At 66.6% G+C, this 14353-nt stretch carries 15 protein-coding genes; 9 read left to right on the top strand and 6 right to left on the bottom strand.

All coding sequences use genetic code 11. The features are described from left to right. Window positions 1–49 precede the first annotated feature (49 nt). Window positions 50–1636 carry a methyl-accepting chemotaxis protein gene (locus AC07OD_RS10670; RefSeq protein ID WP_494596549.1) on the bottom strand — a complete coding sequence of 529 codons (1587 nt, stop codon included), beginning with the start codon at window positions 1634–1636 and terminating at the stop codon, window positions 50–52. Window positions 1637–1826: 190 nt separating this feature from the next. Here AC07OD_RS10670 and AC07OD_RS10665 point away from each other — a divergent pair, with 190 nt between their 5' ends. From AC07OD_RS10665 to AC07OD_RS10650, 4 genes are all read left to right on the top strand, one after another. Continuing rightward, complete coding sequence (locus tag AC07OD_RS10665) at window positions 1827–2327, top strand: flavodoxin family protein (RefSeq protein WP_494596547.1); 501 nt, start codon at window positions 1827–1829, stop codon at window positions 2325–2327. A gap of 65 nt (window positions 2328–2392) precedes the next feature. Continuing rightward, the gene (locus AC07OD_RS10660; protein WP_494596545.1) at window positions 2393–2821 is read left to right on the top strand and encodes a surface-adhesin E family protein; all 429 of its coding nucleotides are present in this window, start codon (window positions 2393–2395) and stop codon (window positions 2819–2821) included. A 429-nt stretch (window positions 2822–3250) separates the two neighbouring features. After that, window positions 3251–3832 carry a cysteine hydrolase family protein gene (locus tag AC07OD_RS10655; RefSeq protein ID WP_494596543.1) on the top strand — a complete coding sequence of 194 codons (582 nt, stop codon included), beginning with the start codon at window positions 3251–3253 and terminating at the stop codon, window positions 3830–3832. 198 nt (window positions 3833–4030) lie between these two features. Then, window positions 4031–4510, top strand: a complete 480-nt coding sequence (locus AC07OD_RS10650) for a DUF421 domain-containing protein (RefSeq protein ID WP_218339758.1) — start codon at window positions 4031–4033, stop codon at window positions 4508–4510. 20 nt (window positions 4511–4530) lie between these two features. Here AC07OD_RS10650 and AC07OD_RS10645 read toward each other — a convergent pair whose 3' ends face one another. From AC07OD_RS10645 to AC07OD_RS10635, 3 genes are all read right to left on the bottom strand, one after another. Continuing rightward, the gene (locus tag AC07OD_RS10645; protein WP_255591045.1) at window positions 4531–4914 is read right to left on the bottom strand and encodes a surface-adhesin E family protein; all 384 of its coding nucleotides are present in this window, start codon (window positions 4912–4914) and stop codon (window positions 4531–4533) included. Window positions 4915–5199: 285 nt separating this feature from the next. After that, window positions 5200–5493 (bottom strand): DUF4148 domain-containing protein, encoded by a 294-nt coding sequence (locus tag AC07OD_RS10640; protein ID WP_218296153.1) that lies wholly within the window; start codon window positions 5491–5493, stop codon window positions 5200–5202. Window positions 5494–5791: 298 nt separating this feature from the next. After that, complete coding sequence (locus tag AC07OD_RS10635) at window positions 5792–6388, bottom strand: ATP-dependent Clp protease proteolytic subunit (RefSeq protein ID WP_218339759.1); 597 nt, start codon at window positions 6386–6388, stop codon at window positions 5792–5794. A 95-nt stretch (window positions 6389–6483) separates the two neighbouring features. On the opposite strand from AC07OD_RS10635, the gene AC07OD_RS10630 reads away from it, so the two are divergent. From AC07OD_RS10630 to AC07OD_RS10615, 4 genes are all read left to right on the top strand, one after another. Next, on the top strand, window positions 6484–7278 hold the full coding sequence (locus AC07OD_RS10630) for a sigma-70 family RNA polymerase sigma factor (RefSeq protein WP_218296155.1): 795 nt from the start codon (window positions 6484–6486) through the stop codon (window positions 7276–7278). Window positions 7279–7658: 380 nt separating this feature from the next. After that, complete coding sequence (locus tag AC07OD_RS10625) at window positions 7659–7892, top strand: hypothetical protein (protein ID WP_218296156.1); 234 nt, start codon at window positions 7659–7661, stop codon at window positions 7890–7892. A 134-nt stretch (window positions 7893–8026) separates the two neighbouring features. Beyond that, complete coding sequence (locus AC07OD_RS10620; protein WP_494596540.1) at window positions 8027–8983, top strand: universal stress protein; 957 nt, start codon at window positions 8027–8029, stop codon at window positions 8981–8983. 206 nt (window positions 8984–9189) lie between these two features. Continuing rightward, a complete protein-coding gene (locus AC07OD_RS10615) occupies window positions 9190–10452 on the top strand; it encodes an MFS transporter (protein ID WP_494596538.1) in 1263 nt (420 codons plus the stop codon). A gap of 63 nt (window positions 10453–10515) precedes the next feature. Here AC07OD_RS10615 and AC07OD_RS10610 read toward each other — a convergent pair whose 3' ends face one another. After that, a complete protein-coding gene (locus AC07OD_RS10610) occupies window positions 10516–12633 on the bottom strand; it encodes a putative bifunctional diguanylate cyclase/phosphodiesterase (RefSeq protein ID WP_494596537.1) in 2118 nt (705 codons plus the stop codon). Window positions 12634–12909: 276 nt separating this feature from the next. After that, window positions 12910–13722 (bottom strand): alpha/beta hydrolase, encoded by an 813-nt coding sequence (locus tag AC07OD_RS10605; protein WP_494596535.1) that lies wholly within the window; start codon window positions 13720–13722, stop codon window positions 12910–12912. 253 nt (window positions 13723–13975) lie between these two features. Between AC07OD_RS10605 and AC07OD_RS10600 the strand changes: the two genes are divergently transcribed. Beyond that, the gene (locus AC07OD_RS10600) at window positions 13976–14269 is read left to right on the top strand and encodes a DUF4148 domain-containing protein (protein ID WP_369641186.1); all 294 of its coding nucleotides are present in this window, start codon (window positions 13976–13978) and stop codon (window positions 14267–14269) included. The last annotated feature ends 84 nt before the right edge of the window (window positions 14270–14353 follow it).

Below are 14353 nucleotides of genomic sequence, written 5' to 3'. Positions count from 1 at the left end.
GGCGCCGGCACGGGGCGCGCACAGGATCAATCGGGCACGGCGGCCGGGCTCAGGCCAGCATCAAGGCCGGGCCGGGCTGGCCCGAGGCTTCCAGCTGCAGCGCGGAACTGGACAGCTTGAACGTCGCGACCGTTTCGACCAGCCTTCGGGACTGGATGCTCAGGCTGGAAGCGGCCGCGGACATTTCCTCCACGAGCGCCGCATTTTGCTGGGTGGCCTGGTCCATCTGATTGACGGCCACGTTGACCTGGCTCACGCCCTGGCTCTGCTCGGTTCCGGCCGCGCTGATCTGCGCCACCGTCTCGGTCACCCGCTCGATGGACGAAACCACTTCCTTCATCGTCTGCCCCGCGGCGCCCACCAGCACGGTCCCGGCCTCCACGCGCTCCACGCTGGTGGCGATGAGGGCCTTGATCTCCTTGGCCGCCGCCGCGGAGCGTGCTGCCAGGCTGCGCACTTCCGAGGCCACGACCGCGAATCCACGCCCCTGCTCGCCAGCCCGGGCGGCCTCCACGGCGGCATTGAGGGCGAGGATATTGGTCTGGAAGGCGATGCCGTCGATGACGCCGATGATTTCGGAGATCTTCTTGGAGCTTTCATTGATGCCGCTCATGGTGTCCACCACCCTGGACACGACGTCGCCCCCCTGCTTCGCGACCGTGGAGGCGCTCTGCGCGAGCACGTTCGCCTGCAGCGCATTCTGCGCATTCGTCTGCACGGTGGAATTGAGTTCCTCCATGGCCGCCGCCGTCTCCTCCAGGGCGCTCGCCTGGTGCTCCGTCCTGGTGGACAGGTCGCCATTGCCCGTGGATATCTGCGCACTGGCCGCCGCCACGGTCTCCGAGCCGCTGCGGACCTGGCTGACGATCCGGGTCAGCGAGTCCTGCATCACGGCCAGCGCCGCGAGCAGGGGACTGAATTCATCACGCGAGCCGTCCGTGACCGGGGTGGTCAGGTCGCCGTCCCTCACGCGATTGGCCACGGCCTGCGACGCGGCCACCCTGCGCCGCAAGGTGGCGCCGATGTGCCAGGAGAACAGCAGCAGCCCGATCGCCACCGCCGCCACGGCACTGACCAGCGCGCGAAGGGTCAGCTTCACGTCCCGTTCGATCTCGGCGAGGCTGGCTTTCAGCAGCCCGGCCTGGTGCTCCTTTTCCTTGGCGAGGACGGCAAGCACCGCATTGCGCGTGGGGATCGTGGAGGCCACCAGATAGTCAAACGCCGGCTCCTTCTTTCCCTCCTTGATCAACTGAAGGTTCTGCTCGGCCACGTTCCAGAACGCCTGCAGCCCTTTGGACAGCTCGGCGTTCAGAGTCCTCTCGGCGGCGGTGTCCGCGGCCTGCACGAAGCTGGCGAGGTCCGTGTCGATCAAGCGCTTCTTGTCGGCGATGTCCGCCAGCGTGGCCGCCAGCTCTTGCGGCGTGCGCACCAGCATCGCATGGCGCATCTGGAGCGAAGACCGCGTGACGTTCAGCTCCATCGCGCTGGCCTGGAGCTGGCGCGGCACCTCTTTGCCGGCCACGAGTTCTGTCTGGCGCGTGACCTCCCCCAGGTAGAGCCAGGCCAGGAGCACGATCCCCGCGAGCCCCGCGATCAAGAGGAAGGAAATGGCATGAAGGCGTCTGGCGATGCTCATGGTCTTATCTCTTTGAATGGCCCCGGCCTGACCGGCGCACTGAAATGACTGAAAGCAACTGCAGCAATGGCGACAATTTGCAACCGGACTGCGGTACGGCGGATTGAACGCGCTTATGGGACAAGGGTCAAGAGGATCCGCCCGCGGGCGCCAGCGATGGACCGGGCGGTTGTCGGGCTATGCTGGAGACATGAACCAGCGCAAGACCTTGGTGATCGTCTATCACTCCATGACGGATGGCTCGCGCCAGATGGCCGAGGCGGCGCGCGAGGGCGCAGCCTCCGATGCGGCGGTCGCGGTGCGGCTGCTGCACGCCGCGCAAGCGGGGCCCGCGGACGTGCTGGCCGCGGACGGGCTGATTTTCGCCACGCCCGAGAACCTGGCAGCCATCAGCGGTCAGCTCAAGGATTTCTTCGACCGCAGCTATTACGCCGTGCTCGACCACGTCAACGGCCGGCCCTATGCCAGCCTGGTCTGCGCGGGCAGCGACGGACACAGCGCGGCAAGGCAAATAGAGCGCATCGCCACCGGCTGGCGCCTGCGGCCCATCGGGGATCCCCTCATCGTTTGCACCCATGCCCAGACCCCCGAGGCCATCCTCGCCGTCAAGCACATCGGCGATGAAGATCTGCTGCGCTGCCGCACCCTGGGCGAAGCGATGGCTGCGGGGCTGGCGCTGGGGGTGTTCTAGAAGAACGAACGGAGCCCACCTTCCCGGAACAATCGGGTTTAATGACGCTTTGCACGAGACCGCAAATGACCCCCCTCCTGATCGTGGCTGTGTTGGCATCCTCGGCGGCCGCGGCCGAGGCGCCCTCATGGCTCACCGTGGTGGGAGACCCCGCCAATGCCTTCGTGGACACGCTGGAGGTGGATGCCACCAGCGCCATCGCATTTGAATCCATGCGCCTCGTCAAGCTCAGGGTGAACCGCGCCAGGCCACGCACGGGCTTTGATGACCAGCCCTACCACTCCTACTACTCCACGGCCGTGGTGGACTGTACCGGGCTGAAGGCGTGGCACCGCTCCATCGCCCTGTTCAGCAAGCCGCTGTGGCACGGAAAGATGCGCGTGGTGGAGTATGCCGAGAGCGACGGCCGCAACCTGGCCTTCGCGGAGATGGAGCCCAACCCCAGGGACCGACTGATCAAGGCCGCCTGCGCCATCGCGCTGCAGAGCCCCTGAAACCCTGGAGTTTTCTGCCGCGCCACTCTCCGCCCAGCCGTGCCAATTTGCTCGCCTCCCCATTGGCTGGCGGCTGGCAGCCCCGCCGAATTCTGCCGGCGTGGCCCGGGCGCATCAGCGCCGCATGCACAAGGCCGTCTGGCCCGGCATGCCGAAATCCGCCGGGCGCTTTCCGGTCTCTGACCCGGTCCTTTGGCGGGCTCCTACACCGGCCGCTGCCGCAGGATTCGATGATGGGGGTGTTTTCACTCCGGCGGCGGCAGGAACACTCTTCAGCTCCTCCCGCCTGCGCAACCAGGATGCGTGCACAGTGCGTGACCCCATTGCTACCACCACGGCCCCGATCACCGCAATGCCGCCGACCGGCATCAAAGGCACTTCCCATCAGGTTGGCCCCCTGGGAAACCCGCCGGTTGTAGGCGGACCGTGATGGCGGCCACCCCTGCATTCGGCAAGGCCGAAATCCAGGCGGCCGCGTTGAAGCCGAGCGCCACCGCGCTGGTGCTTGTCGATTTCATCAATCCGATGCGGTTTCCCGGCGCGAACGCCTTGCTGCGCGGCGCCCTGGAGGCGGCGCATGCCACGGCGCGGCTCAAGCGCCGGCTCTCGGCCCAGGGGGCGGTGGCCATCTATGCCAACGACAACTATGGGATCTGGAGGTCTGACTTCAAGGATCTGGTGAAGGCATGCCAGGCCTTGCCTGGTGCGCGGGGCGAGATCGCCACCCTTCTGGCGCCGGGCAATGGCGACCTGACGGTCCTGAAACCCCTGCATTCCGCTTTTCACTCGACGCCGCTGGACCATCTGCTCAGGCAGATGCAAACGCAGCAATTGATCGTTGTCGGCCTGGCGGCGGACATGTGCGTGCACCTGACGGCGATGGATGCCTACATGCGGGGGTTCAAGGTATGGGTGCCCGCCAATTGCACGGCGGCCGAGCACGAACCGCACAAGCAGGCCGCGCTGCACCAGATGTCGCGGGTTCTCAAATGCTCCATCCGCAAGGCATGACGTTCTTCGCGGCCGTGCTCGCCCTGATCGGCCACGAGGGCCACCAGAACACCACCTGTAGGACGCGCCCAGCCGGCAAGCCGGCATTCCTCTGACGCCCGCTTCGCGGGCCGCTCGGATAGTCTAGCGATCAACCGCGCACCGGAAGGATGTCGATGCCGGTCGGTTTCACGGGTGCAGATCGAGACGGGTAAGCCTATGGACGTTTTTCAGCTGGGCGGTGCGTGGTGGGAGATGCCATTGCGGGCCGCCATCATCTATGCGGTGCTTCTCCTGCTGGTACGGATTTCAGGCAAGCGGACGGTGGGCCAGTTCACCCCCTTCGATCTTCTGGTGGTGATGCTGCTAAGCGAGTCGGTGTCCGCAGGTCTGAACGGTGACGAGAAGTCCGTCACGGCAGGACTGCTTTCCGCAACGACGCTGATTGCGCTGAATGTCGCCGTCGCGGTCATCACCTCCCGCAGCGAACGGGTTCAGCAGTGGGTGGAAGGCCGTCCGGTCCTGATCGGCAGCAACGGGGAAATCTTCACGGATGTGCTGCGCAAGCACCATGTACCGCTGTGCGACGCGCAGCGTGCGCTGCGTGAAGCGGACTGCGACCCGAAAGACATGCAATTTGCGTTTCTTGAAGCAGACGGGCACATCAGCATCCTGCAGAAATCCGGGAAGAATGCGTGAGGCAACCGCACCGGCGGGAGCTACCCACGCACCTTGCATGCCGCAGAGATCATTCCCTTGTAAGGCTCTCCCGGCACATCCTTGAACAGCACGGGGGCCTTGCCTTCGGCGTACTCCTCGCGGCCCACGGCGTCGCCCTTCCAGGCCGGCAGCCCATAGTAGGTGAGCCACACATACCACGCCGTTCGGGAAGGGCAATGGACCACCACCCTGGCATAGTACGAGCGGTACTTCTGCCCCTTGAAGGAAGTCCGGGTCCTGTCTCTTGAAACGCGCAGATCGAGTACCACGCGGTGGTCCAGGCCCACGGGCTCGGGGCGCACCTCGATCAGGTTCTTTTCACCCTCCTGGCGATCGCCATGCAACGTGAACCAGACGTCCTCGGCCTGCGCCGGAGACGACATGGCGGCTATGCACAGGAAAGTGGCGCAGATCATTGGGAGAACCCCGCTCTGGGACAAGGCCGTGTGGGAGGGTGGCAGGCAAGAGGCCCCCGCGCGCCCTCAATGGCGCCAATGCGGCCTCGGCAGCAGTTTATCGGTGCTTGCCGCCACGTGGAGACCACCCACAAAAAAAGGCCCCGATGGGGCCCGTTGTACTGCCTTGCGCTGCGGTGAAAACACTTCCCATGGTGGCGGCACCCGCGAAGTGCCGCCACCATGGAAAGGCCCGCAACTGCGTCAATTCAATTACATGGCGCTGAATTCGCCGTGAGGGATCTGGCCGGTGCGCACGGCTTCGGCTGCCTGGGCGCGCACGGCGCTGCGGTCGGCCGTGGATTGGTAGGTCACCACGCGGGAGCCTGCTGGCTCCATGTTGTGGGTGCGAGCTTCGACAACGGCTTCCGCCTTCACTTCGGCACGGGTGCGGTTCGTATCGAACTGCAGGGCGAACTGCGAGGAGTCGGCTTCGTCGGCGTGGGCGCCAAAAGAGGCGAAAGCGGCAACAGCGGCGATGGAGAGGAAACGGGCGGTGGTGTTCATGATAGAAATCCTTAAAGAAAAGCGTCTCAAAAAAAGCCGGAACAAAGCGCGAAGAGCCATGCTCACGACTGCTTCAAACCGGGTTCGGTGAGTCGCCTTGCGGGTTCGGCTCATCGATGGGTTGAACTGTACGCCGGTGGTGTGCACAGAAAAACCATCTGGTCGCAAACTAACCGTTCCAGTATTGAAAACAATCCCCGGGAACCAAATCCAAGGCCCGGTTTCCGGCGGCGCCGGTGAAGGCTGCCCAGCCTCGGCGTCCTTCGGACGGCCCTCCTTCGCCGCGTGCGCCACCAGGTCAAGCGGCCCGCAGCTCGCTCTTGCGCTCGATGATCCGCGACACCAGTCCGTACTCGACCGCTTCCTCGGCCGACAGCCACCGGTCCCGCTCGATGTCCGCCAGCACTACGTCCAGCGGCTTGCCGGTTTCCCGCGCGATCGTGCGCGCGATGCGCTCCCGGGCCTTGACGATCTCGCGGGCCTGGATGGCAATATCGCTGGCCGGCCCGCCGGAGCCGCCACTGGGCTGGTGGATCAGAAAGCGTGTGTTGGGCAGGCAGTAGCGCCGCTCGCGTGGGGCCGCCAGGTACAGATGGGTGGCCGCGCTGCCGACCCAGCCAGTGCCGATCATGTTCACCGGTGCTGCGATGAAGCGCACCATGTCGTGGATGGCGTCGCCCGATTCCAGGTGTCCGCCGGGCGAGCTCACCAGCACGTCGATGGGTTCGGCGCTGTCGGCGTCCAATGCGATAAGCCGGCGCGCCACGTCGGCGGCCACCAGGTCGGTGACGGTGCCGAAGATCAGCAGGGTGCGCGACTTGAACGCCTTTTCCTCCAGATAGGAAGTGCGCGGCTCGGTGGCGCTGGGCGTCGTGGCGGTGTCTGGGGTGTTCATGGGCGGGATTCCTCGGGGTGGTGGAACTGCCTTGACGAACGAAGCGCGGATTTCGTGACACGCGGGCCCCGGCAAGGCTGTGGCAAGATTTGCAGATGCATGACGAACGCCAGCCGGCCCTGATCGACGCTGACCGCCGCCGCCTGGTGCGCGCGGCCTCCCGCCTGCTGGGCCCCTCGGATGCCGAGGACGCCGTGCAGGACGCCTATGTCCGCGCGCTGGAGGCCGACGCGCTGGAACTCAACGCGGCCCAGGCCTGGCTGCTCACCGTGGTGCGCAATCTGGCCATCGACCGCCTGCGCCGGCGCCACTGGATGCAGCAATGGCTGGCGCAAGCTGTCGCCAGCCACCCCGTGCATGCGTCACCATCGGCCGAGATGGATGCGGCGCTGGCGGAGGATGCCTCCCGCGCGCTGCGCCTGCTCGCCGCCCACCTGGCGCCAGCGGACGGGGCCGTGGTGCTGCTGCACGAAGTGTTCGAGCTCGGCCATGCCGAGATCGCCCAGGCCAGTGGCCGGTCCGAAGCCGCCAGCCGGCAACAGCTGCGGCGGGCACTGTTGCGGCTGCGGCGCGCGGGCAGCGGGTTGGAGCCTCGGCCATCGCCCGAACGCGAATCGAGCGAAGAGGTGGTTTTCCGCATGTTCCTGCAATCGCTCCGGCTGCGTGATCCGCAAATACTGTGGGCGATGCTCGGCCAGCCGCCAGTCAGTGCGTCTGCGCGGGCATGCGTGGCCGCCGCCGAAGCCATCTCCGCGCCGGCCGCGACCTCCTGTGGCGTGGTGCAGATGGGCGGGCAGCTTGGCCTGGTGCTCACGCTGGACGGCGTCAGGCTGTGTGTGCTGCCGCTGGGCGTGCAGACTGAGCACGAGCCGGAAACCGTGGCGCTCTAGCGGCCGCCGCCAGGGCCCGCCCCCTCCAGGCCCGCGCGCACGATGGCCAGGTTCAGGGCCACAGGCGGCACCTGGCCCGGGTAGCCCGGGACATCCGCGCTATCTGGCAAGAAGCATGGGGCCTTTGGCCGCCAAAGGGGTGCACCTTGCGTACACTGGGCCCATGACCGCCACCTTCCCTCGAACCGCCGCCGCCCTGACCGCACCGCTTCGCGCGGCGGCAAGGAAGGCGCACCGTCAGCCAGCGCCAGCACATTCCTGAGCCCGGCGGCACCTTTTCCCCCTTTCAGCGCAGACATCCACCGCCGGGCACCCGCCTTGCGCGGTAGCGGCCGCCTTTTGCCCACAGGGCAACGGCCGGACTCGATGGAGTGCTTTTCATGCATACAGTGGATCACGGCGGGCGCACGCTCACCGAACCTGATTTCCCTCGCCGGTCGCAGCTGAGAGTCCCGCAGCTTCCCGCATTCCTTGCGGACCTGCCCCACACCGCAGAGATCGTCCGCTCCCGCGCCCTGCATGCCGAGGTGGCCGCCACACATGGCGAAACGCGCGCAGCCACGGCCGCGAGCGTCCGCCACCCGCCCGAGGCCTGGGGCGACTACGCCAGGTAGCCCCGCGGCAAGCAGCCACCGCGGCCCGCGGTGCGCCAGATGCACGTCCCCTCGCCGATCTCCATGCCCGCCCCGGTCTCGCCGCGCATTGGCGCCGCCGGCCGGCGCCGCTCTTTCAGAAAGCAGTTTTCCCCATGATCCCTCGCTCCATCCTTGCCGTCACCGATTTCTCCCAGCAGGGAGGCCACGCACTGGCCCGGGCTGCGCTGTGCTGCGCCGAGCACGGTGCGACGCTGAAAATCTCCTACCTTGCCGACCCCGGCGAGGAGCCGCCTTCGGACACGGACGTGCGGCTGGCACATCACGCGGTGCAGCTGGGGCAGCGCCACGACATCGCGGTGCAGGCGGCAACGCAGGCCGCAGGCGATGCCGAACAGGTCGCACGCTGGGCGGCTGGCGCCGATCTGGTCGTGTGGGGCACGGCACCCGTGCGAGGCCTGCGCGCCTGGTTCACCACCCATCCGGCCCTCAGGATGCTGCGCGCTTGCCCACGCCCCGTCATCGTCGTGCGCAATCCGGCCCACCAGCCGTACCAGGGTCTGATGGTGGCCGTGGACTTCTCGCGGATGTCTCACGGCCTGGTCGACCTGGGCCTTGCGCTCCATCCCTCGGCACGGGTCGAGCTCTTTCACGCCATCAGCACCGCCGACGAAGGAAAGCTGCGGTATGCCGAAGTGTCGGAGCGCGCCATCCAGCTCTACCGCGAACAGTGCCGGCGCTCCGCGCAGGACAGGATGGTCACATTGACGGATTCGCATGATGCACGGCGCAATCGGCTGTCGTCCTCCATCGGGCGGGGAGACCCCGTTCGCCAGATTCTGGTGCAGCAGCAACACAGCGCGGCGGACCTTGTCGTCGTCGGCAAACACCCGGCGTCGATGGTGTCCGACCTCCTGTTCGAGAGCGTTGCACAACGCCTGCTCCGGGAGGCACGCGTGGACGTGCTGGTGGTGCCACACGGCTTTCGACCCGCGTCCCGCACCTCTGCCGTGGAGCGGCTCGCGCCCGACCTTCCCGTGCGCCGCGTCAGGGCGGGCGCCCCACTGCGGCCGCACGCACCCGGCGCGTCGCCTCGACGCCAGAGCCCCTGACACGCCCGCCCAGAGGCGGGTCTCCACCAGGCAAGAATGCTGTGGCCGGTCACCAGAGACGGCGGGAACGCAAGGGGCGCGCCCCGCCCCCGACGATGCACGGTGGATGAACACCCACAGTTCGCTCCAGGGCGAACCGTGCTCTCGCGCCAGCGGGCAGCATCGGTGGTCCTGCGGTCTTCACCGCGCCCGCCACTCTTGTCCGCATGCCTTCCACCCGCCGCCCCGTCTTCTATGGCGACACCGTAGTCCGCGCAGCCTTCGTCATTGCACTGCTGGGATGGGGCGCGGGCTTCTACGGCCCGCCAGTCTTCCTGCACGCGGTCATGGCGCGCACCGGCTGGTCCCTGTCCCTGGTGTCTGCTGCGGTCACCTTTCACTTCCTGGTGGGTGCAGGGGTCGTGATCTGCCTGCCAGGATGGCATCGCCGTTTCGGCATTCCCGCGGCGACACAGGGGGGCGCCGTCGTGCTCGCGCTCGGAGTCGCTGGATGGGCCGCCGCGGCACAGCCCTGGCAGCTTTTTGTCGCGGCGGCATTGACCGGCGGTGGCTGGGTTCCCCTGGGGGCAGCAGGCATCAACGCGATCATCTCGTCCTGGTTCGTGGCGCGGCGGCCTCTCGCGCTGGGCAAGGCATACAACGGCGCGAGCGTGGGGGGCATGGTGTTCTCCCCCCTGTGGGCGGCCATGATCGAACGCTACGGATTCCCCGTGGCAGCGCTTTGCGTGGGCACCGTGCTGGTGGGGATGGTCGCGATCATCGCGCACACGGTGCTGCCGAAGTCACCCTCCACCCGATCGCAGGTGGCGGATGGAGCCGACGGCAGCGATACGGAAGCAGGCGCGCCCCCTCCAGCACGGGACGGCACTCTTCGATGGTCGGACCGGGGCTTCCTGACCTTGGCGGCGGCCATGTCGCTGGGATTGTTTGCCCAGATCGGACTGATTGCCCAGCTCTTCTCGCTCATGGTGCCGGGGTTGGGAAGGCAGCAGGCCGGCGCCATCATGGCGTTGGCCACTGGGTGCGGAATGGGCGGGCGCCTGGTGATGGCCCGCGTGGTGGGGCCACGGGCCAACCGCAGGCTTGCCGCGGCATGCAGCTACGGCGTGCAGGCCGTGGGGACTGCGCTGATGCTGCTTGCGGGCGCGCACCATGCAGGCATCCTGGTTCTGGGCATCATTCTGTTCGGCCTGGGCATCGGGAATGCGACCTCGATGCCACCGCTCATCGCGCAATCAGAATTCGCCCCCCCGGAGGTACCACGGGTCGTTGCGCGCTGCGTGGCGGTGGCCCAGGCCCTCTACGCGTTCGCCCCCATGGTTTTTGCGGCGGTGCTCAGCCACGGGGCAGCGGGTGCCCCGCTGCTGGGCACCAACACCGGGCCTTTTTTTGCCATGGTGCTCTTGCTCCAGGTTCTTGCCGCCGCCTGTGTCCTGGCGGGTGGGACGGCCGCGGCGCGCCGCAGGTGAAAGCGTGGCGTCGGACTCCGGTTCATTGCGGCTTGCGGCATACCGGCCCTGGCGCGGCGGCCATCATGCAAGCTTGCCCATCCGGTTTTCCGTGCGCAGGCGGAAGGACTCGGAAAACTCGTAGGAGGACACAGGGCGGCTGAACAGGTAGCCCTGCCCTTCCTGGCAGCCGCAATCCTTCAGGTAGTCGCGCTGCATTTCGGTCTCCACGCCTTCCGCCACGGTTTCAAGATCGAAGCTCCGGGCCATGTCCAGAATGGCGCGGACCACCGCGGTATCCCGCTCTGACTCGGGCGTGCTCTGGACGAAGGAACGGTCGATTTTCAAACGCGTCACCGGGTACTTCTTGAGGAGGCTGAGCGACGCATAACCGGTGCCAAAGTCGTCAAAGGCGATGCCGACGCCCATGCCCTTGATTTTCTCCAGCACGCCCAGCACCAGATCATCGTCATCGAGAACGATGTTCTCGGTCACTTCCAGCTCCAGGGCATGCGGGGGCAAGCCATGCCTCTGCAAGGTGGCAGCCACCTCCGCCGCCATGTCGTTCACCCGGAACTGGGCGCCAAACAGGTTCACGCCGATGCGGAAATCGGTGGCGCCGCAGCGGCGCCAATGCGCTGCCTGCGCACAGGCTTCGTCGAGCACCCAGAAGCCCACCACCGATGCCAGGGGCCCGTTTTCCAGCGCGGGCAGGAATGCAGCGGGCGAGAGCAACCCGCGTTGTGGGTGCTGCCAGCGAATCAGGGCCTCCGCACCGCGCAGGGAGCCATCGCTGAGCCTGATCTGGGGCTGATAGAACAGCACGAACTCGCCCTCGCTGACGGCGCGGTGCAGCTCGATGCTGTACAGCCTCCGGGCCGTCGCCTCCATGCGCAGAGTCGCGGCATACGCGAAGACCTGCCCTCGCCCATAGCTCTTGGCCTTGAACAGGGCGAGGTCCGCGTTGCTGAAAAGCTCCAGTGCTTCCTGCGCATCGCCCGGCGCCGCGGCCAGTCCGCAGCTCGCGGTGATGCGGATTTCGTGCACGTTCACGCTGATGGGCTCGGCAAGGCTGTCGACGATGCTCCGGGCCGCCGCCATCGATTCCCGATGGCTGGTGCAGCCGGGGATGAGAACCGCGAATTCATCGCCGCCGGTGCGCGCCACGGTGGCCAGCGAAGGCACGCACTCGACCAGGCGCTGGGCCGCTTCGCGCAAGACACCGTCGCCCACGCCATGTCCCAGGGTGTCGTTCACGTCCTTGAAGCCGTCGATGTCGACAAGCAGCAGGCATGCCCCGGCGGATCCCGCCAGTGCTTCTTCCATGCGCCGGTACAAGCTCGCGCGGTTGGCCAATCCCGTGAGGAGGTCGGTCGTGGACAGCCGCCGGAGCTCCGCAGACTGCCCTGGGTGGCTCGACAGGTCCTGCAGATGGGCGTGGAAGGTCAGCTTGCCTTTGTCACGCCAGCAAAAAAGCGCCACGCCCAGCGGGAATTCCAAGCCGTCCTTGCGCACCCCGGCCAGGCCGTCGGGAACCACCAGCCCGTCCGCCGTGCCGGCGGCGGCGGCCTGCGCAATGAGGCCTCCCACCGCGGCGCGGTGGCGCTCCGCCAGGAAATCCACGACCAGGCGGCCCGGACCGTCCGCCGGGACATGGCCGAAGATGGACGCGGCGGCCTTGTTCCATGCCATGACACGCAAGCTCTCATCGAACCAGACCACCGCCGTGGGCGAGGTTCGCGCATCGTCCTCGAAGGGCCGCCGGGCGCGTTCGGTGGAGTGTTCCAGCCTGCGCAATTCCAGACGGTCGCAGGCCATCTGCGCGAGATCCGCGAGCCGCGCACGGTCGTCGTCCGAGAAGTCGAAATGGGGAACACTGTCGATCACGCACAGCGCGCCCAGCGCCAGCCCGCCAGGGGAGTACAGCGGCACTCCCGCATAGAACCGCACGCCGGCGAATCCGGTGACCAGCGGGTTGTCATAGAAACGCGCATCCCGGCTCGCGTCCGGCACCACCATGACCTCATTCCTGGCGATGGCGTGCGCACAGAACGATACGTCCCGCCGCATGTCCACGCGCTGGCCTTCGAACCCTGTGCTGGCCGCGAAGAACACATGGTCGTCGCCAATGAGGTTCACGGCCGCAACGGGCATGCCGAAGATCCTGGCCGCGATCTGGACGACCGAGTCAAGGCTTGGCAAAGGGCGATCACCATCAAGTCCGTAGTCGGAAAGCGCCTGAAGGCGGGCTGCTTCCGACTCGAGAATGGGGGGACACTTCAATGCAACATCCTCCAAAAAGACGCCGCCCGCCGCTACGCGCAACGGTGCTTGCCAGTGGCTTGCCGGCGGGAACGGCACCTCAATATCGTCAAATCTCCACCTGGCCGCAAGTTTTTTTGGCACCCCGGGTCCTGCGGGCCAAGGGTTGCGAGCACCGCGCAGGGATGGGGCTTTCGCCGCGGCCTGCGGGCGGGCCTAGGACACGAACCGCTTGAGCGCCTCTTCAAACGCGGGCACGTCCGCCCCCACATGCGTGGTGTTGTACTCGGCCTTGTGCATCACCAGGCCCGGCAGGCTCTGCGAGGCCATCTGATTGAAGAGGGGGATGCTGACCAGCGGGTGATTGCCGCCGCTCGCACCCGCCAGGAACAGCGTTGTGGGCAGGGGCTTGCCGTCGATCTGCTTTTCAAACGCCAGCACGCCGGCGGGGCTGGTGTGCTCGCCCACGCTGCATTCGGTCGAAAGGTAGTGTGAAAAGCTGGGCGCCACGCCTGCGCGGGCCTCCAGTATGAATGCCGCCACCACAAAGTAGCCCCCATGGGACAAGCCTGAGAGGGCCCTGCGCCTGGGGTCGGCGCGGTACTGGCGCTCCACGGCGGGCACCAGTTCCTTCACGATGAAGTCGAGGTACCTGGCCGCACCGGGCATGAGGAAGTCGATGCCCCGCCATGCAGTGCCCCCAATGCCCACCAGGATGGCCTGCGTACCCAGCCGCTGCATCACCGCCTTGAACGTGTCAAAGCGCGAGATATTGGGCCCTCCGTACTGCGCATCGCCCTCGGTCGCATAGATGACGGGCAGCGTGGTTGTGCCCGTGGCATAGGCCTGCGGCAAAAAGACCTGGATGGGGTACGTGCTGCCATTGAAGGCCGACTTCATGGTCGAGTTGATCACCTGCCCCACCTCTGGCGGCGCCTCGCCGTCGCCCGAGCCTCCACCGCATGCCGCCAACGTGGCCGCGACCGCAATGAGCGCCGCGCGGCGCGTCTGCTGGAATTCTGTGTGCACGTTCTGTCTCCTCCTGTCGAGGCATTGTGACATCCGGGTTCGCGGCGCGCAGGGGCTCTACCGGAGGCGGAATGATTGTTCTCAATACTGGAACAGTTAGTTCGCGACCAGGTGGTTTTTCTTTGGATACCCCAGGCGTACAGTTCAACCCATCGATGAGCCGAACCCGCAAGGCGACTCACCGAACCCGGTTCAGAAATGGTTTTTGTCCCGGCTTTTTTGAGACGCTTTTTTAACTTCAAGGATTTTCATCATGAACACGACCGCACGTTTCCTCTCCATCGCCGCTGTGGCTGCTTTCGCTTCTTTCGGTGCCCAGGCCGATGAAGCCGATGCTTCGCAGTTCGCCACCAAGTTCGAGACGAACCGCACGCGCGCCGAAGTGCAAGCCGAAGCCGCCACCGTGGCACAGACCCGCTCCATCGAACCCGCCGGTTCGCGTGTGGTGACCTACAAGTCCACCGCCGACCGCGCCGCAGTGCGTGCCCAGGCTGCCGAAGCCGTGCGCACCGGCCAGATCCCTTCGGGCGAATTCAGCGCCATGTAATGGGCAGACCAACTGCTTGAGTTGGATTGAAGCAGTTGCGGGACTTCCCACGGTGGCGGCACTTTGCATTTGCGGGTACTGCTG

The organism is Acidovorax sp. GW821-FHT10E03 (genome assembly GCF_059415205.1).
Note: the sequence above shows the minus strand (reverse complement) of the source record. Positions and strands in the feature narration are given on the sequence as shown.